This is a genomic window from Desulfoluna sp., assembly GCF_030145185.1.
In the GTDB taxonomy this organism is placed as follows: Bacteria; Desulfobacterota; Desulfobacteria; order Desulfobacterales; family Desulfolunaceae; genus Desulfoluna.
Map to the genome: position 1 here is coordinate 1 of NZ_JAQYWB010000090.1, position 20,030 is coordinate 20,030.

The 20,030-nt window shown below is 55.8% G+C and carries 11 protein-coding genes; 3 read left to right on the forward strand and 8 right to left on the reverse strand.

What is annotated here, in order from left to right; genetic code table 11:
- The 8 genes from Q1Q75_RS20145 to Q1Q75_RS20180 all read right to left on the reverse strand — a co-directional run.
- On the reverse strand, window positions 1-309 hold a 309-nt coding region (locus tag Q1Q75_RS20145; protein WP_300674470.1), incomplete at its 3' end, for a hypothetical protein.
- Window positions 306-1,472: a hypothetical protein gene (locus Q1Q75_RS20150; protein WP_300674473.1), complete on the reverse strand. Its 1,167-nt coding sequence runs from the start codon at window positions 1,470-1,472 to the stop codon at window positions 306-308. The genes Q1Q75_RS20145 and Q1Q75_RS20150, both read right to left, overlap by 4 nt.
- A gap of 424 nt (window positions 1,473-1,896) precedes the next feature.
- Window positions 1,897-2,307 carry a hypothetical protein gene (locus Q1Q75_RS20155; protein ID WP_300674476.1) on the reverse strand — a complete coding sequence of 137 codons (411 nt, stop codon included), beginning with the start codon at window positions 2,305-2,307 and terminating at the stop codon, window positions 1,897-1,899.
- Window positions 2,308-2,415: 108 nt separating this feature from the next.
- Window positions 2,416-4,212 carry a hypothetical protein gene (locus tag Q1Q75_RS20160; protein ID WP_300674478.1) on the reverse strand — a complete coding sequence of 599 codons (1,797 nt, stop codon included), beginning with the start codon at window positions 4,210-4,212 and terminating at the stop codon, window positions 2,416-2,418.
- Between the two features lie 442 nt (window positions 4,213-4,654).
- On the reverse strand, window positions 4,655-5,935 hold the full coding sequence (locus tag Q1Q75_RS20165) for a hypothetical protein (RefSeq protein ID WP_300674481.1): 1,281 nt from the start codon (window positions 5,933-5,935) through the stop codon (window positions 4,655-4,657).
- 114 nt (window positions 5,936-6,049) lie between these two features.
- A complete protein-coding gene (locus tag Q1Q75_RS20170) occupies window positions 6,050-7,798 on the reverse strand; it encodes a hypothetical protein (RefSeq protein WP_300674483.1) in 1,749 nt (582 codons plus the stop codon).
- Window positions 7,799-8,512: 714 nt separating this feature from the next.
- Window positions 8,513-9,523 (reverse strand): Smr/MutS family protein, encoded by a 1,011-nt coding sequence (locus Q1Q75_RS20175; protein WP_300674486.1) that lies wholly within the window; start codon window positions 9,521-9,523, stop codon window positions 8,513-8,515.
- Window positions 9,524-9,683: 160 nt separating this feature from the next.
- Window positions 9,684-11,123: an OmpA family protein gene (locus Q1Q75_RS20180; protein ID WP_300674489.1), complete on the reverse strand. Its 1,440-nt coding sequence runs from the start codon at window positions 11,121-11,123 to the stop codon at window positions 9,684-9,686.
- Between the two features lie 399 nt (window positions 11,124-11,522).
- Between Q1Q75_RS20180 and Q1Q75_RS20185 the strand changes: the two genes are divergently transcribed.
- From Q1Q75_RS20185 to Q1Q75_RS20195, 3 genes are all read left to right on the forward strand, one after another.
- Window positions 11,523-12,611 carry a CARDB domain-containing protein gene (locus tag Q1Q75_RS20185; RefSeq protein ID WP_300674491.1) on the forward strand — a complete coding sequence of 363 codons (1,089 nt, stop codon included), beginning with the start codon at window positions 11,523-11,525 and terminating at the stop codon, window positions 12,609-12,611.
- A gap of 77 nt (window positions 12,612-12,688) precedes the next feature.
- Window positions 12,689-14,299, forward strand: a complete 1,611-nt coding sequence (locus tag Q1Q75_RS20190; RefSeq protein WP_300674494.1) for a hypothetical protein — start codon at window positions 12,689-12,691, stop codon at window positions 14,297-14,299.
- A gap of 533 nt (window positions 14,300-14,832) precedes the next feature.
- Window positions 14,833-20,030, forward strand: a 5,198-nt coding sequence (locus tag Q1Q75_RS20195) for a hypothetical protein (protein WP_300674496.1), incomplete at its 3' end; no start/stop codon positions are given.

Here is a 20,030-nt window from a genome sequence, read left to right on the forward strand (position 1 = left end):
ATCCATCCAGGAGTTAATGACCATGTCCTGGGCCATGTTCTGCAGGTAGGGGTGTTCGTCCCGGAAACCCCGGTGGTCATGGCCGAAGACCCCGTGCATCATCTCGTGAACCAGGAGTCCGATGCGCGCTTCCGCATCAAGCCCTTCGATAAAACCCCGGTTGTAGAGAAGGGTCACGCGCCCGGCCCGAACCGTCAGCGTCAGGGTGGGCAGGGTCTCGTCTTCGGTAAAGCTCACCATCTGATAAAAATAGGAGGTAAACCGGCTGCGTTTCCACAGAGTCGTCAACACAGAATCCCAGGGACTCATGCCGGTATCGTCTCCCCGTCAAAGACCACATCGGTCAAGAGGGCAAGCATCTCTTCCTGCTCTCGGCCTTCGGAAACAGCCCTCACCGCGTCGGGCATCTGGGAAAAAATACCGCACTCTCTTAAGAGCATCAGAAAAAAACTGATGCGGGCATCGGCCCGGGATGCCGCCACATACTTAAGCAAAAAGCCTAAAGGCGTCAGGCGTTCTGCATCGCCCGCCATCTGTTGATCCCGCAGCCGGGTCACGGCACCGGAGACGGCCCAGAGCAGGTCCTCCACCGGGACACCGCCCTCAGTAAACCGGGCAAACGCCGCCTCATCTCCAGAGAGAATTTCATGGGTGGTGAGTTGCCGGGGGGCCAGAATCTGAGTCACAAAATCCGAAGCGGCTATCTCCCCGACCAGAGAGGCCATCACCTTTTCGACGGCTCCCCGCGAGGGACCGGAGAGGGCCAGCTCAAGAGTCTCCTCATCCATCAAACCATATGAGAGACGAAGTGCCTGGGAAACCTGATGCCATCCCCTGGGGTTGGGATGAATGGCGACGGCGTCCCAGAGACGCTCTGGAAACCGGGAAATATAACGGACCACGGCCGGGTGGATCCCGCTTCGCCTGGCCCAGTCCAACCAATGCTCCGCCGCTGGTTTCAAATGAAAAATACCCAGACGCCCATCTAGCGCGCTGTCATCAAAATCGGTGATGTGTGTGTGGTCCTCTTCGCCCAGGTTACCGGCAATGACAATCACCGTCTTCTCGGGCAGAAGATGCTCACCACACCGGCCTTCGGTGATCACCTGAAAAAGGGTCTGGATCACGGTGGGATGGGCCCGGTTCGCTTCATCCAGGAACCAGACGATGCCATCAAAGCCATCCGGGACCGTCTCAGGAGGAATAAAACGAGGGCGGTAATAAATCATGCGCTGATTTTCATGATCGGGAACCGGATACCCCCCCAGGTCGATGTTCTCTTTAAAGGCAAGACGGGTATCAATAAAATAATAATTTTTACGTTCTGCCACCTGTTTGACGATGGACGACTTGCCGATACCGGGGTGTCCCACAATCTTCACAGCATAATTTACCTGGCCTTTGGCATCCAGATAGCGGTCCAGAATATCCGCCATCTCACCTGCATCCACCTCCACCGGTCGTTTCTGCATATCCTTAACTCTACCTCCCTGAAAAACAGCCTCCGGCGGCAAGGTGTGCCACCTTGAAAGCGGGTTGCAAATGCTCTTTGCCCCTCGGGGGCACATCACATCCGCCCGAGGAGCACCATTGTTCACAGCATCGGCACAATATACACCATTTAGAATATCCATTCTACCGATGACTGCAACACCCGAATACAAAGCGCCCCCGTCCCACACCGAACAAGCTTTGACACAACTCGATTCAACATGTTAGTTTTTAATAAATTGTGCACGTTTCATCCCCCAGAATTTTATAAAAAACGGGCCGTGTCGAATTCTGACCTGCCCTTCCCCTGCTTCTCTCCTGCCACGGGTATCCAAGCACCCCGGTGGGTCAGGCGAAAAAAGATGCATTCATCCTTCTTTCCGACAGCAAAAATTTTATTGTGGTCTATCCGGAAGGGAGGGGAACGCCAGGCTTGCTTGGCTGGAAGAAACGCTGGACCTCCGGCGGCAAGGTGAGCCACCTCGAAAGCGGGATTGTCGGGTCAAATCGCAACGGCATTTTTATGAAAATTGTGGCTGTGTTCAATAATGGATATTTGTAACCATTCAGCTTCATCCTGTCTCTGACGGGTCTCTTTTTGGAAAAAGTTTCGCAAAAACGTTTCAGCCCGTAGGATGGGGATCCCGCACCGTTCAACGTCACGCAAACCGATAGCCCCGTCTGAACACTGATCACAAAATTCGACGTTGCAGGTTTGTCGGACGTTAAGCGGTGCGCACGGCGCACCCTACCTTCCACATCGACATGGTTACCAAAGGACAGACCAGTTATACGGTTTCCTTCTTCATCGTCCATGCCGCACCGGAGTGCGGCGCTCCAGAGTACAAGGATATTCAACACGCTGATTGCCGAAACGAGGGTCAAGGATTTTCTATCTGCGTAGCCGGAGGCAAACTGACGTGATTATAACGCCAGCTTCATCATGGATTTCATCCTCTGCTCGTTAAGGGCCTGCTGCCTTTTGAGGCGCTCTTTTTCCACCGCCTCCACAAAGGCCTGCAAAAGAAGCTCGGCTTGTTTCAACTCGTTCCCTAAAGGGGCCATGGACGCGAGAAGCCCACGTTGCGCGATCCCAATCTCCTCATCCAGCAAATTTCCATACCGCCGGAGGCGCCGCTCGACCTCTCTTCTGACCCCCTGCTTTAACCGAGCGGTTTCCCGCCCCACGGCCTCATCAAAGGAGACCTTCAGATAGGCGTCCACATTGCTGGAAAGATCCCAGCGCCCTTCGCCCTTCTGAAAAAGCATCTTTGACTGCAACTCAAGACCCGGGACCCTCCTCAGCGACCCTTTCAGGGCCTGCTGAAGCCAGTGAAGATCGGCGCCCTCTCCCGCCACCCTCAGCCCGCGGACGTTAAGTCGGGAGATCATCCGGGGGGAGTCCTCCTCAACGAGATAGGTCGCCTGAAAGGTGGCATCTCCTCCCGTCAATTGAATCCCCGGAGCAAGTTTGACCTCCTTAAACAAAACCTCGTCGACCCGAAGCACCCCCTCCTGACGGCACACTCCGCCAAGGCAGGAGACCTCACCGCTCACCACCAGGTGTCCCGCATCCCCATCCGCACTCCCTTCCAGAATGTATCGAAACGGCTCTCCCACCGTCTCGTGATGGCTGGAAAAATCGGTAACGGTTCCCTTCAGCCGAACGGCCCCAGCTCCCACCTCTACCACGGCCTTTTTCACCCACAGTCGAGGCCAGGGAAGGAATTCAGCCCTTTGCCCCTCTCTGTCCGAAGCCTCCTCAACCCCCTGGCACAAGGCGGTCAGCCCCTCAAACTGAGAGGCGATGGGTCCCAGCTTCGCCCCCAAAAGATGTGAAAAGAGAGTCTCGGCAACCCTCTTCAACCCCTGAGACTCAAGGTGCGCCATAACGACGGCCCGCTCCATGTCCTGCTTCGCCCACCCCTGAAACGCCCCCTGCCACTGCTTCAAACGGGTGACTTCCGCCGCCACGGCCCCCCGTTCTGCTTGTATCTCCCCTTTCAGAAGCGCCAGCTCGCCCTGAAGGCCTTCTGCCTGTTCACGCATCTCCGTCAAGGTCTCCAGGCCCTCGGCACCCTTAACATCTTCGGCCTTCAGAGCCTCGCTGATGGCCTTGATACGGCGCTGAAAATCACGTCCAACAAGGCGATGCTTCCACCCCGCCGCTCGTTTCTGAAGCGTCGCCTGGGCCATGGCCACATGCATCGGCGTCTGAAGGTCCGCCGCCCCCATCACCTCAAACACCTTGTCCCGGCTCCCCCCATCCTCCACCTGAAACCCTGAAAACCGGGCCGTCCCCGCTTCCAACCGTCTCTGAAGCCAAAGAGAGAGGCGCTCAGGTCTCTGTTCAGACCGCTTCGGCCCCTCAATCACCCGAGCCTTCACCCGACGCGCCGCCCCCACCACCACGCCTTTCGCTGTCAGGCTCTCCACCACAAAGCACCCGTCAAGCAACGGCGGCCCGTCAAGGCGCAAGCGGCAAGGCCCCGTCTCCACCAGGTTTTTCCAGGGGTCCCGGGCATCGGCCACCGCCAGCCTCTCCCAAGCCAAATCCAGACTGAACGGCCCCACCTCAAGCCCCTCAACCCACACCTCGGCCCCCACCAACGCCTCCCCACCCCGTTGAAGCCCATAGGTGACGATGGGATTCCGAAAAACCCAAAGCACAGCCACAGCCAACACAGGCAACAACAAAAGCCCGAACAGCCATTTTTTCACACGGCCCCCTTTATCGCCTTCGGCGACAATTCAGGTCTGAATTGATCTTATTTTAAATGGTATCTATGGAAGAATATGCATGATTTGGAGAGAAAAGGAAAGGGAGGCGAGGCAGGATTCAGCGTTGACTTTTATAAGTTCCGTCGCAGAAAACAGCCTCCAGCGGCAAGGTGTGCCACCTTGAGAGCGGGTTTCGAATGCGATACGGACGTCCGTAACTTTGGGCGAAAAGGCGTCCGCCTTCTCGAAACCTGCGACAGAAGGCATGGCGTCCACAAGAGATTGTGATGAGGGGTGACTCAACTTAAAGCGGAACAATTATGAAATGCCTGAAATCCGTAGAGAAGAAAAATCCAGTTCATATACATAAAAAGATATGACAACCTCAATGGCGAAAAAGTACTCTCATAAAACTGAAAATGTTATTTTTTTAATAGGCTTTCTATAACGGTTCATTGTCCGTATAAAAGCCCCCCTGTGGAAGATACTCAGGATAACTGTAGGTTGCATCAGAAGGAGCCTCACCCTTCCACCATTTATAAAGCGATTCGTTCAGATGCTCTCCCCGGTATTGAAAGCTGGAGGCAATCAACTCGTTGTACCCGGTGATCACCTGGTACCCAAAGTGCGGGCTCTGCCTGTCGAGTCCAATCCGTAAAAAGGCCCCGTTATGAGCGTTACTGCTGGTGGGGTTGTCCGGAACCGCAGACATAAACGAACCGGCATCAGGAACGCGATAATCCCGCCCGAAATAGTAGTGGTCCACCAGCATCAGCATGGTGTCCCGCTGAAGGATCACCGGGACGGGGGTGCTGTTGAACTCCTTGGCAAGGTCGCTATCCCCCTGAAGCATTCCGGCTATCCCCATCTGCCTTGCCCTGTAGGCATTTTTGGGACTGTACAGCCCCGTGGCACGCCGGAGGTCCACCATTAAATCCGCCTGAATATCATTGGTGCCGATGATAATGTCGGTGAGTCGCCTATTTTCTGGATCCTTGATTTTGTCATATTTCAAACGAACCACCAGGCCATTGATTTTGGCCGGATTATCCGGGCTGGCCCCCAGACGCACATTATTCAGGTTGATATCCCAATCCAGATAGTTTCGATTCTGATACGTGCCTTCTGAAAAGCCAGAAGTTTTTCTATTATCACCCTGCACCCCGTCAACCCACATATTTAATTTAATGCCAAGTATTTTCTTCTGTTTAAACTTAGCCATAAACAAATCATCATCCGTCCAAGGAACATACTCCATCTCCCGTTCCTCATCTTTTACCAAATCATACTCCATGGCGTAGCGTTCAGGGGTCAACGTGCCCTTATCCCCCGATTCACCATAGCGCCCGTAATTGACCTGAAAACGTTGGTGATCATCCACATTTTCACCCCAAATGAGTCGCGGATCACCGTCTGACCCCATATGCGTCCCTGGATTCATCCCCTTCCGCGTCACCAGATCCGTCTTGTCTTTGTAGTAATAGCCCATCCGAATCTGATCGATCTCTGCATAGGTCTCAATATAGGTATCAAAAAAGAGACGAACCGTATCCTGCTCAATAGAGAGGGTTACCGGACCGGCCTGGGCATCCACAGCAGCCAATTCACTATCATCCAAAGAGTCAAGAGCAAGGACGGGTTCTCCCGTAAAAACACAAAACAAAAAAAGAAGACCTATCCCAATGAACCACGCCATCGTTCTCTCTTTATCAAACCGTCTCATTGTCTCCCCCTTTAATACAAAGCACCCAGACTCATGGGTAACACCACGCACCAAACCTCTAACTTTTTTATCCCCGCAACGCATGGGCAAGGCCCTCAACCCCATTGCGGAAATTTACTCATAGCCAGAGACATAATAATCAGAAAAATCGCTGTTAATTGGATAGGGCTCTCTGATCTGCCAGAATGAATTATCCTTAATCAACGTTATCTTTTCGCCCACAGAATTATATTCATTTGGGGCAATCCGGGTTCTGTATTGATCCCAGCCGGATTTGTCGGCATCGGCACAAGACGGCGGGATGACTAATTTGGGGCTCAGCCTGTTCATATATTCCTCAACCCCTCGCCCCATAGGATTGTAGTCTTTCTGACCATCCGGGATCGTCTGAGCCACAGGGAGCCTCCCCGGCGTGTAGATATAGTCATGCCAAGGATTATCAATTTCATCAATATCAATAAGGTTTTCACCCACTGCTGTCCTGAGGGCATAGGTCTTATTTCGCCCTGGGAATTCGATATATAGTTTCTTCACTCGAAGCCCTTCCACAATCAAAGGCCCCATGGAATTGCCCCCCAAATAGCTGTTATCGCCACTGGAATTATGCCCCACAACCTCCTCCACCCGAATTGACCCGTGAAGGGGCATGTTGAGTGCCATGCACTGGGAGCCGTCATCCCTTGTTTTCAAGGAAAGCGTCAAAGGACGTTCGACAATATCTGTCTCATCAACAGAGTCAGAATATAAGCCAGCACCTTGTTTATCATCCGCCCATGCAAGCCCAGAATCATCCCACGTCAGCTGATCAGCATGGTTCCAGTGTTTGGGGACTTCTTTATTTCCGGCAATATTATCGCTAAACCTCAACTGCCTCAAGTTTCCGATCATGAATCGGCCGCCGTACATATTATCTACGGAAACGGTGGAAGAGGGTACCATAGTCCCCCAGGCCTTCGACACGTTTGGATCAAAAACTTTTCCGCCGAGGCCATCGGGATCTGCCGTGCTGTAAGCATACATTTCCTCGACATCAGCTGCATCAAAAGAGAACAGCCCACCAATTTTTTCCCTCTTTCCCAGATAATCATAGGGAGACTGAGGCGTAGGATATGTGTTGTCATCACTCTCACTCACCAACCACGGATCATCAAAACTCTCCCGCAGATGAATTCCCTTCATCTCAAACAAAGTTATTTTTTTATCCGAATCAATTTTCACCGAATCAATGGAGAGGCGCATGCCGATTTCCATGGCAACCCCCTCCCCCGAGCTGTAAACCTCACCCGTATCGTAATGAATTGTGGGCATGGAATAGAGAATTGTTCGCTGATCAAAGAGTTTCAGGTTGGTGATGCCGAGGGTTCCCATAACGTAGTCTCTCGTGTCGTAGACAGCATGCAAGTTTCCCTTCACAGAGCCCACCGTCAAGAAGGGATTAGCCAACCCACCCAAGGCTTCCAGAACCACCACCTGACGTTCTTCTGAATTAAACTGAGGTATTTTCTTTTCATCTTTTAATTGATAATCGTCCTCATTGAGAACATGCTCAAACTCACCTGTCTTCCAGACATCCGTCACAAAATACTCCTGATCGTCAAAGGCAAACCGCTTCGCCTCTATTTCCATGGCCCCATCGACGCCAAGGCTCATCGCCAAATTTCCAAGGCCGATACTTCCATAAAAATTGGAATTTCGTCCTAAAGAGTCCGGGTTCCCTTTCTCAACAGCAATATACCTCGTCTCCGTCGCGGTGTGGTTGATCTTCACCTCATCAAAGGTCAGCCGAATCCCATTGGCCGCGTGGGTCGCAGAGAGCCCCTCGTCGGAGAGGGGGGTGAGGGCCTGGACCGGGGTTCCCGTCATCAGGAAAAAAAGGGCAACCCAGATTATGAATAGGTTACGGGTCTGTCTCAGGGGCGAATGGTGCATTGCATGAAACCTCCGTCCATAGGATACGATGTCAATTTAGATTCAAACGTGATGCATTATATGAATACCTTCTCTTCTACGCAAACATTGTTTACGATTTTTTACTGCAAAAAATATAGATTCATTGAAGGCCCCCTTATTCCCTGCCTTTTCAGTGTCTTATTCCTGGAAACAATAGTAACCCTACCGGGAACATTTTTGCTTTTATACGATAAAACACGAAAAATTCGGGGATTCGGGCCACAGAAAAAGGACCTTGGAAAGGAAACGGAAACTGAGATTTTGTAACACAGGATGCACGCTCTCACCCTTCGCTCGAATGCAGACGTGAGAGGCTGAGAGTCCCGGCACCCGCAGCGCATTCACAAACCCGCATTCAATGTGGTTTTTGCTACAGTGGCGTCGCCACCTTGCCGCCGGCGTTGTTCCGGCTCATGCCAACCTATGAGTCGATAGGAAAAAGCCGTCAGCTCACGCACGTGCGGCGCACGTTGCCGACCCTCACGCTTCGGGCGAATGCGGACACATTTCAGCCTCGAGATACGCCTCCCGATGCGCATTCGCAAACCCGCTTTCGAGGTGGTTTTTCGCTACAGTGGCTTCGCCACCCTTGCCGCCGGAGGCCGGCTTTTTATCGCCGTCCCCGATTTACCGGCCATGTCGGGAAGAATCGTAGTTATTCAAATAGACGAGGATGGATCCGCTTTTGGATTTTTTGCCTTTCTCCCACAGCCAGGTAAGGACGATGCCTTCCTGTTTGAGGGTGGTCAGGCGGTCGGCGATGGTGTCGGGGAGGACGGCGCCGTGTTCGGAGTGGAGGCCTTTGCCCACGATCAGGCGAAGGGTGTAGGTGCCGACGGAGAAGGCTCTGCGGACGTAGTGTTCGGCGGTCTGATCGGCTTTGGCGGCGGTGTAGCCGTGGAGATCCAGCTGGCCCTGGGGGGCGGGGTACCGTTTAAGCCGCTGTTTCAGGGTGATGGCGCGGGCCTGTTCCACCTTGTCCACCTTCTCGCTGAGCAGGACCTCTGCGCTCTTTTCTGACAGGGAGGCTTCGAGGAGGGAGGCAAACTCCCCGCTCTCATCGGAGGCGGGAATCTCTCCCTGCCCCAGAATTGGCAGGCCGTGGCGATCTCTCTGGGTTTTTTTTGCGGTGGGGAGCTCTTCGGGCTTGGTCCGCTTCATGGTCGAGGGCACCACGCGGTCCCCTTCCCGCTCGGCCTCTTCCGCCATCAGGCCAAACAGGTCCTTCTCATCGGACAACACCAGAATCCCGTTCCTGTTTCGCTTTTTCGCTTTCTTCACGGGACGGGGGGCCACCGGAAGGGACCGGGGTGCCCGTTTGGGTTTGAGCTTCGGCTTGGGTGGGGGAGGAATGTCGTGGGGTCCCTCCTCATCAAAGAGAGAGGCCAGATCCTGGCCTGAAGAGAGCACGGAGATTCCGTGTTTTCCCTTTTTGGGCGCCACCTTCGGGGCCTTTGAAGCCTTAGGCTGGGGCTGGGGCTGGGGCTTTTTTTTGTCGGGTTTCACGAGGGGGACTTCGGGCTTGGCCTGAACGGGTTCAGCGGGAGCTTTCCCCCCGACCAGAGGCTTTGCACGCGCCGCCTGAGGGGTTTTACCCGTCTCTTTTTTCTTCAACAACTGTTTCAACTTCTCAAACATACCCATACCCTGCGACCCTTTTGCGTCCTTTTCGTGAAACTATCTCTGCTGCCCTGCCGGGAACAAACTAATAGATTATTTTACCTCAAAGGTCAAATCCACGCAAAAAGGGGCGGAAAACCGCCCCTTCTCAACCCTGTCTCAGCTGTCAGGAGACAGATTATCCCCTGCCGGGAAGAATCACCACATCAATCCGCCGGTTGCTGGCGCGGCCTTCCCGGGTTTCATTGGAGGCCACGGGTTTGGATTCCCCATACCCCACAGAAGAGATCTTCTCATCCGTCACAAGGGAGTTGGCGATGAGGTAGTGCCGCACCGAATCCGCGCGGTCTTTTGAGAGCCTCTTGTTGACCTTATCGCTCCCCAGGGAATCGGTATGGCCTTCGATGACCACGCTGCATCCGGGAAACTCCTTGAAGGTGTCTCGAACCTTGGCCAGAAGGGCGAAATATTTGTAATCGATTACCGCTTTTCCGCTGGAAAAGGAGAGGCCGTACAGGCGAATAATAATGTTATCTCCATCCATCAGCACCTTGCCCTCTTCTGGGGTAAAGGCCTCGCGGATACGCTTGATCTTCATCTGGTTCAGGCGCTGGGCATCCTTCTGACGTTTCAGTGCTTCCTCTGCTTCATGTTTGCGCGCCATGAGATCCTGCTCAAGTTTGCTCAAACTGGCCACCGTCTTATCCAGACCGACGATTTTAGACTTCAGGACGGCGATCTCCCGGTCCTTGGCATCGCCTTCGGCCTTAAGCGCCTGCACCGCATCAAGAAGCTGCCATGTGGCCCCGCTGACGCCCCGGTCAAACATCAGCTCGACGCCCAGCCCTTCGGCGATCTTCCCCAGCTGCATCTCCATATCGATGATCACGTCCTCAAAGCTGTACTCCGCCTCATCGAGTTTGCCGACCCGTATGTGGGTGAACTCCGTATGGGCCAGCTCATACTCCGCTTCTTTCACCAGGGCCACGGCCTCGGCATTGTTATAGCGATTCTTGTCCAGGGATTCCTCGGCAAACTCCAAGAGCCTGGCCGCTTTTAAAAAGGTTTTTGGGGCGTTGTTGTGTCGCCCCAGGTCCTTATAATGGGCAACTTTCCTGCGCGTTTTGCCCAGAAGGCTCTGCTTGATGGTCGCAAGCTCCGCCTCACGAAACAAAACTTCTGCCTCCCCGGCAAGTTCACGGGCCTTGTCCACGTCGCCGCCTTCCAGGCGGCTCACCGACCGCTGAAAGGTCGACTCCGCATGATGTGCCAGCTTGGGACTGTATTTTTCAGAATCGATGACGGATGCGTCGTCCCTTGCTTTCATGACCGTGGCAAAGGTTACCTCAGCCGTCACACACACCTCCATGGCCCGGGCAAGGTAGTCCTCCGCATTCTTGAGTTCCTTACGAATCCCTTTAAGATTTCGGCCCTTTTCATAATCGGTGACCGCATCCTGGTAGGACTCCATAGCGTCCTCATAGGCCTCAGGGGAGAAGAGATCGGCTCTTTTTTCCTTGGCCTGTTTAATCAACTCTTCGGTGTTCTGAAACAAAGAGTCCCGCGTCTCATTGCCCGCAAAACAATGATGCCAGAAGCCAAGCACACACACAGTCATGACAATAACGGTTCCCCACCGAATTGCAGATCTTCTGACAACACCCATAATTCTCCCCTTGCTCCCTTATTTTAAAGTTGTTCTCCGCCGGACGTGCCGACTCCAACATTTTAACTTAAACCATAGTGAATACTTATTATGATAAACACCCGCCAAGTTTCAACCCTAAAAAAGGACAGCTATTCATACAGGGCCTCCTTTTTTATTCTCTCAAAGACTCATGGACCAGCCATCACATGCATCAACTCGCCCACGATGCGTCACAGGTGCCATCAAAAAGATCTTTCTTTTACTGTGTCAGAGATTAGTCAGTTCATTGAATTATACTCTCTTTTATTTTCACACATGACACAAAACACAAACGCTGTGCACCCACAACCATGATAACACGGAGGGACCATGATATCACATTCGCTTCGCAGGGCAACGGTTCTTGTGATGGCCATCCTGCTGCTTGCCACCCAGGCCTTTTCGGAGGTCAGGTACGACCGAGACCTTGTGGTCAAAGACGAAACCCGGGCTGACAAAGTCGAGATAGTGTTCAAGAAACTCATCGCCGCCTACGAAGACGAAGACCCCCAGGGATTTCTCGACCTCGTTTCCGACGACCGATTCCGTCAGGATTATATCACCTTTACTGACGCCCTTTACAGCGACTTCAGAAAGTATGAAATCCATCGGGTGGACTACTGGGTAGACCGGGTGGTCCCCGACCACATCAAGCAGTTTCTCTTCGTAAAGTGGGAAAAACGCTACGAAACCCTGGAGAATGGTCGCCAGAAAACCCTCACCGGTTACTCGCGGTTTCTCTTTGATGAGGTCAACGGAAAATACCTCCTCATCGAATTGGCCGGGACCCCCCTGTTCGGCGGGTCTCTTCAGGAGTGGCGCAAAGAGACGCCCCCCATCTCGGGGCAGGCCCTCACCGTCGCAAAAGCCCCGTCCATTAAAATCAAGCCCGGTCCAGATCCAACGCCCAAATTACCTGAGGATGAAACCGGTGATGAGAATCCCTGCTCCAGCACCAACCTGGACGCATGCCGCGCACAGGCCGATTGCGAAGCCGTCGGGGGGTATTGGTACAACGGGATGTGCAACAGCACCCAGCAGGATCCTGCCGAGGCGTGTCTTGCCAACAATGGATACTGGTACAACAACACCTGCAACAACGAACCTGGCCTTCCAGACCTCGAAATCATCGCTGTAGAAGTCGACTACGAGGAAGGCAAGCCCCAATACACCATCCGCGTTCGCAACAACGGCCCCATCGAGAGTCAGAACTGCGATATCAACGTCAATCACCGAAATTTCGATGCCCTCATCGCCACGGGCGATGTCTCACCGATTCAGGCCGGAGATGTCACAGAGGTTCTTCTCAAAGGAAGCTATGACGACCTCGACCTCAAATCCACAGTAAACAGCCAAAAAACGCTTCAGGAATCACGATATGACAACAACACCTTCGAGTTCAAAGTCATCCCATATTGAGCCGAGATGATCTTCGAAAAAAATGCGTAAGCCCCAAACCTGCGCACACAACTAAAAAGCCTTTTGGAGAAAGCACCGTGAGAATACTTTATCCTTCGTCTCTTATCTTAATAACCTTCGGCTTTCTTTTCTCCGGCCTCGCCTTGGCAAAGGAGCCCGAGAAGGGCGGCACACCGTCCTGGAAAATCACCGGCCGTTCAGAAACCACCGTAGAATGGAAAGAATCCGATGCCCCCGACACCACCCTGGACGAAGGGACTTCCTTTCGCCAGGAGCTCTCCGTGGGCCTTGCCCGGCGCCGTGATGGCAAAAGCCTGGGGGTCAACCTGCGGGGACGGGCCACCAACGACAAGCAAGTGGACGACCGGGACGCCCGGCTCCTTTACTTAAACGGGTATTACCGCACCTCCAAGGCCAGCGTGGAGCTGGGGGACGTGGCTGCCTCCTTTAACCCCATGGTCCTCTCCACCGCCCTTAAGGGCACCAAGGTGGGCTACAAAAGCGGCACCACCTCCAAAGGCTGGGAAGCCAGGGCCATCGGCGGCATCGTCAAGTCCTCCTGGTACGATATCTATGGGCCGGACGACACCGACAGCGTGGACCGCTATGTGACGGGCTTAAAAGCCCTGGGCAACTTCGGCACCGGCAAGCGGATCGCCTTTGCCGCCGCTGCCGTCACCGACAAAGAAAATGACGATCTAAGCGAGGCCGACAAAAAAAACGCCCTGGCCCCTTCCGAGGCCATCACCTCCGGGATCCTCTGGGACTGGCGCTTCAACCGCTATTTTTCCACGCGCGGAGAGACGGCCTTTACCCGAAGCGATGCCAATGACGACCATGAAAAAGAAAACGCCGGGGCCGTCAAGATCAAGCTCCTGACCAAGCCCCTGCCGAAATCCCTCCGGCTCAACCTCAACTACGAGCGCATCGACCCGGACTTCAAACCGGTGGTGGCCACGGCCAACGCCGACACCGAACGCTACGCCGCCGACACCACCTGGATGCCCGATCGTCAATTCAAGGTGCGCCTGACCCTTAAGGAGAGCAAAAACAACCTCGATCACCAACTGGAGGGCACCCGCACCGTGGACGATGGGGTCCTCTTCCTCACCTGGCGTCCCGACTGGCTGAAGCGAGGCGAGCTGGGCCTTCGGAACCAATACAAGACCACCGACGGCCCAGGCACCGATCAACGCATCGCCATCAGCGAAGTCAACGCCAGCCTCCGTCCCAAAAGTGGCTGGAAATACGGCCTCGCCTACCTCTTCACGGACATCAATGAGAAAGCAGGCACGGCCGAAGACCAGAACCTGCACACCCTGCGCACCACCATTGGCTGGAAAAAAAGCCTCATCGCCAACCGCATGTTCCGCTCGAGCTTCCGCCTCGACACCAACCTCATCGACCGGGACTCCGGTGACCAGACCAGCCTCGGCGGCAAGGTGGACCTGGGCTTCGATGCCGGCAAGGTCTGGTCCGTAGACGCCACCGCCCAGACCCGGAGAGCTTACCGGGACGCCGCTGACGACAACGAATACCATGCCTACGAGCTGCGCGGGAACTACCACCCAGGCGGCGATCGCTCCAAGGCCTTCCGCCTGACCTGCGCCCGCCGCGAGTTCGACACGGAGAACCAAACCGCCACCACCGAACACGTGGCCAAGCTGAGCTATCTCTTCTCGTTTTAAGATAAAAAAGCATGCCTCCGGCGGGCAGGGGATAAATCCCCTGCACCCCAGGTTCGTGAATGCTCCCGGCCTTCGCTTGTCGCGCCCTAGCCCGGCATCATTCTTCGTCTGATGAGACTTAGAAGAGGGCGTCGGCGGATTCCTCAGGCCGATCACATTCACTTACGGGCTGCGCCCGTGATTAACGGCAGGGGCTACTCAAGCGTCTTCATGTTGCTCGAAGGGCTCTCTTGTCACGGCGATTTAATCCCGGCCGCAACCCACTTTCGAGGTGGCACACCTCGCCGCCGGAGTTATTCCGATTAATGTCAACCCGTCTGTTGGCACGGAAGCACTGGCAGCTCAAGGGCTTGCGACGTACGGGGCACACCGTCACCCTTCACGCGAATGCGGACGCGAGGTGCCCGAAGTACCGACAACCGTAGAGCATTCGCAAACCCGCTTTCAAGGTGGCCTCACCTTGCCGCCGGAGGCTGTTTTTTTTATGCACTTTGACCATAGAAGACTGATTTTTCCCACACAAGGCAGACACCATGACCCGACGCACCCACCTGGCCCTCTCCATTTTTCTTCTGCTGATCTTCGGCGTGTCCCTATCCTTTGCTTACGAGGGGGAAGATCTCGGCTACATTGACGCGGTGACGGTCAACGGGGCCTATTTTGAAGACCTGGATGAAAACGAGATTGTTTTTTATCCGGAGGACCTGAGGAATGGGACCGTGGAGTTCAGGGGAATTCTGGAGAGCGAACACCCGAAGATCCCTGTGGAAGCCCTTGCCGTGGAGATCACTCTGGATGGGGGGGATACCTGGAAGCGGACTGAAGGGCACGGAGACTGGGCCTTTTCGTTTCGGCCAGACATAGAGCGGACCTATGCCTTCGGCATTCGTGTGGCCACCGCCGAAGCGCCCCGGCCAGGCGGTGGTTTTCACGGGCTTCAAGAGGTGGTGCTCGCCATGGGGCCCTTTACCTTATCGGCCCTTGCGGAAGCCACCGACGAGGGACTGAAAGGGCGAGGTTTCCTTGATCTTGGGTTTCTCAACGCCCACCTGCCCAAAACCAGCAAAGGAGAAAAGCCGGGTCTTGAGGTGAGTTTTTCCGGGCTGAAACCGGATGCGGCCATGGAAAAAATTGAGTCGGGCAGCATCCAGGCCGTTGTCTCCATGGACCTTGACCTTCTCGAGGCCATCAAACTCAAAATCCGTTCCATCCATTTTTCCCCCACGGGCGCAGAGCTTGCAGGATCGCTCTCCCTGACCCAAGGGATCCACATCCCCACCATCCCGGTACGCGGGCTCTCCCTCACACCAAAGGGAATCAAGGGGACCCTGCGCTACCAAAGATACCGCAGAGTTCATCCCATTCACCTGCTTCAAGGAGACCACGGGGTGGATCTCCTCCTTCGGGGGCTGACCCTTGATATCGACACCTCGGCGCCGAGCCTTGCCATCAGGGACGTGAACGCCTCCCTGAAATTCGGCCCCGCCTTCGGGGAGATGAAAAATCAGGCGGTGAGCTTTGCCAACAATACCTGGACCTGGGGCAGCGAGGCCGGAAGCGAGCTGGGCACCCTCACCATCCCCGGGACCCCCGTCCAGGTGTCCCACATCGGCGGCACCATCGAAAACAGCCTGTCGGGCCTCACCCTTTCCGGAAACCTGGAGATCCCCGTCTTCAACAAGACCTTCTCCCTCGACCTCACCGGTGACACTGCCCTTCGGATGACCCCAGCGGGTATCTCCACCCAAGGGCGCATCGTCCTTCCGGCGTTAAACAAAGACTTTCCCCTCCACGATTTCACAGCGACGGCCAAAACCCTTGCCCTCGGCATCGAGGACAATCACATCTCAGGCGAGATGACGGCATCTATAGCGCTGGAGCGCTTAGGAGGGGCGGCCCTTGGCTTCACGGCCGACATTCGGAACTCGGGACTTACGGGCATCAAGACAAAGATCGGCCCCCAGGTGATCCCGGTGCCGGGGTTTGCCGACCTTCACCTAAGCAAAACCGCCATTGCCGTCACCACCGACGGCGTCTCCGTCTCTTTAGACGGCTACCTGGAGATCACCCACCCCTCCCTGCAGGGGCTTACTGCAAGCACGGGGGCTGATTTCGGGGAAAAAGCCCAATCGTATTTCAATAAACTCGACAGTGCGCGCATGGGAACCCCCATCCCCAACCTCTCCGGGGGAACCCATGAGGCATCTGTCATGGCCAAAAATGGCATCCAGGATAAAACCTCTGGCCTGAAAAAAAACACGGCCAAAGGGAGAAGCAGGGGCAAACAAGCGGCAATCCGAGCAAGGAAGGCGGCAAGGCCACGTCACCCGTTTGCCTTCCGCAACTTAAAGATCCTGAAAGACCGCGTGGAGCTCCCAGCCGTCTCTACAGCATGGCACAGCTTCTCCGCCCCCATGAGCGCCACCATGGATGGGCTCTCCCTCTCGGCCGAGTCCTGGGGCCTGGGGGCCTCCGGCGGCTCCATCTGGGCCGGAGTCAAAGGCTCGGTGGGCACAGGCGGAGCGGGCTTTGCCTCCAACGCCCGCGCGACGGCTCAGTTCTATCTTGACGGCCGCTTCGAAATCCTCGACTTTGCCGCCAACGCCTCCCTTGCCATGGGGCCCTTTACCCTTCACACCGACGCGGTGCTCTCGGGTGGAAAAATCAGCGGCAGCGGGGTGCTGGTCTCCAACGCGGCCATCCCCTCCCTTCCGGCCCTGTTGAAGGATGCCGAAGGCAAACTCAACCTCGATGTCCGGTTTACCAACCTTGCGGCAAGCGGCGGGGAGATCCTCTCCGGCGTCATTGACGTGCCCCTGCCCGATGCCCTGGACATGCCCCTGCCCCTGGCCGACATCCGCTTAAAGGCCCTCCATTTCTCGCCGGAAGCGGCCCTGGCCGATGCCGAAATTAAACTTAAAGGGTTCCCCGGTATCGACGCGGTCTCCATTGACACCTTGTCCCTGGGCGAAGACGGATTCTCAACCAGCGGCACCGTCAAGCCAGCGTCCCCCCTCTCCTGGACCCTCTTTGACGACCCCAACGATATCACGGCGACCATCCGCTCCTTTGATTTTGCCATCGACACCGGGGCCATGAATTTTTCCATCTCGGACCTGGATGCCGACCTTTCGCTGGGGACAAACTATGGGGACGTCACCTATCCCCTCTCGTTTCAGGATGACCTTTTCCGCTGGGGAGAGACGGCGTCACAGGCTGCCTCGGGCCTTGCCCAAGCAGAATCCACCGTGGCAGGGCTCAGTTCCGCAGCATCCAACCTTCAAAGCCAGGTCACCGGTGGCGTTTCCAGTATCGGACAGCGGCTTGTGATCCCCGGCACCGATTTTGGCATCACGAACCCCGGCGGTTCTCTGACGTTAGGGGAGGCGCCTTCCATCTCCCTGTCAGGCGTTATTGAAGTGCCAGGGTTTGGCGCGCCCTTTGAACTGCCTATTCCAGCGGAGACCCCCCTTGTGATCAGCGCCTCCGGTATCTCCACCCAGGCACAGATCACCCTGGATCAGCTCCTGGACAAGATCGACCTGGAGGGCTTCCCCATACACCCGAAGCACCTCGCTTTCAGCGTGGCGGCCAACGCCATTGACCTGGATCTTGCAGGCGCCATCTCCCTTCCGGCCTTCGGAGGGATCGCCCTCGACTTCGCCGCAGATTTCGATGGTTTTGGCCTGGACTCTCTCTCCATTAATGCCGACAACCTGGACAAGAAAATCTCCCTTGAGGGCTTTGCCGACCTGCACCTCATCGACTTCGCCACCGGCTTCAATGAAGACAACTTCTTCGTGAATCTCGACTGCGACCTCACCCTCACCCACCCCATGCTCAAAGACTTCATGCCCCTTTCAGAAAGCGAGGCAAAAGAGAGGCTCGCCTCAGCGGGGAAGAGAGCTCGCAGCAAGGGGCAACAAGCCGTGGACGGTGCCAGAAGGAAAGGAGAACAAGCCCTCAACCAGGGCCAGGAGGCCGTGGCCTCCGCCGGGCAACAGGCGACGCAAACAGCGGCTCCCATCGCGTTGCGGGGCCTTAAAATCTACAAGGATGCCCTTGAGTTCGGCGAAGGCCTCGGGGGATGGCACACCCTTACCCCGGCGGCCATGGCCCGCATCGACGCCCTTGAGCTGGTGCTCCAGAAATGGGGAATCGGAGCCGAAGGGGACCGCTTCTGGGTGGGGTTCAAGGGCGCCATGAACGCCCAGGGCACAGAAAACGGTGCCTCCGCTGAAGCCACGGCCCAGTTTTACAGCGACGGCACCTTTCGATTGCTGGACATGGATTTTGCCGGAAAGTTTGCCATGGGACCCTTTACGCTTCTCACCGACGCCCAGTACGCCAACGGCAAACTCAGCGGCTCCGGCATGGTCGTCTCGGACGTCCCCATGCCGGATCTTCCCGCCATCTTAAAAGACGATGCGGGGCTTTTATCGGCCGCCGTGGACTTTGAAAATCTTAAGGTGGACACGAAAAACAACCTCATCACCGACGGGCTCATCTCCCTGGACACCGCCTTTGATCTCTCTGCCGCTCTCTCCGAAGCCCAGAAGCTTAAGATGGCGGTGAGGCGCCTCGGCTTTTCACCCAGCGGCCTTGCCCTCTCCGGCAACGTCACCCTGCCGCCCCTCTTCGGGGGCCTTACCCTCCCCGTGCTCCAGGTGGACAACCTGAAAATCGGGTTGGATGGCTTCTCCGGTACCACCCTGCTTGCCGCTGCCTGGGAAGATCCTGCCCACATCTCCATTTTGGAAAACCTGGGTGTTGAGATCCTCATGCGGGGGATCCGCCTCTCTGTGGACTGGTCCAAGCCAGGCCTCTCCAAGGTCTCCCTCACCGATATTGATGGGTCCGTGGACTTAGGAGAGCTCTTTGCCACCCTTGAAGAGGCCGCGCAACCTGTACTCGCCTTTGCCCAAGGAGCCCTCACCTTCACCCTGCCCGAAGCCACCCTGCCCAGCATACCCGACCTCGGGTTCTCAGACATTAACGGCCGCATTCGGTTCACCCCCGGAGGCATGGTCTTCTCCCTGGACTCCATCGCCCTTGCCATGAATATCCTGGAGACCGATGTCACCGTCTCGGGCACCGGGATCTCCGTGGGGAGCACCGGGCTCTCTGGAACATTTGCCCTTGATGTCCCCATGGATCTCCCTGCTGCCGGTGGTTTTTCAGGGAGCATCAACAGCCTTGGGGTCACCCTTGCCCAGAACAGCATCCAGGCGGGTGATTTCTCAGTAGGGCTGACCCTCCCCCAGTTTTTTGACTTAGAGCTTGCCATGGCCGGCTCCATCTCCGCATCCGGCATCGACAACTTTCACATCGACACCGATGTCGCGATTCCCCCCATCGACCAATTCAAGGAGTTGGCCACCCTGACCATCCATGACCTCTCGGCCGGATACGATTCAAAGGGCGGGCTCTCCCTTGCCCTCTACCCGGAGGCCACCTTCAACCACCCCATGCTGAAAAGCCTGGACACGGTGATCCTCGATGCCGTCACCTTCACCAAAGAGGCCGTAAATTTTGAGGGCATCACCATAAACCAACAGCTTGAGAACGCCCATTTTCCCTTGGGTCCCGTGGATGTTCAGATCACGGACCTGGGCCTCACCGTCTCACCGGACTCCCTCTCCACCACCATCTCCGGAGGGGTGGCAGTGGGGCCACTTGCCGAGGGGAAGGACACCGTCACGGCCTCCCCCACCTCCTTTTCCATCAGCGA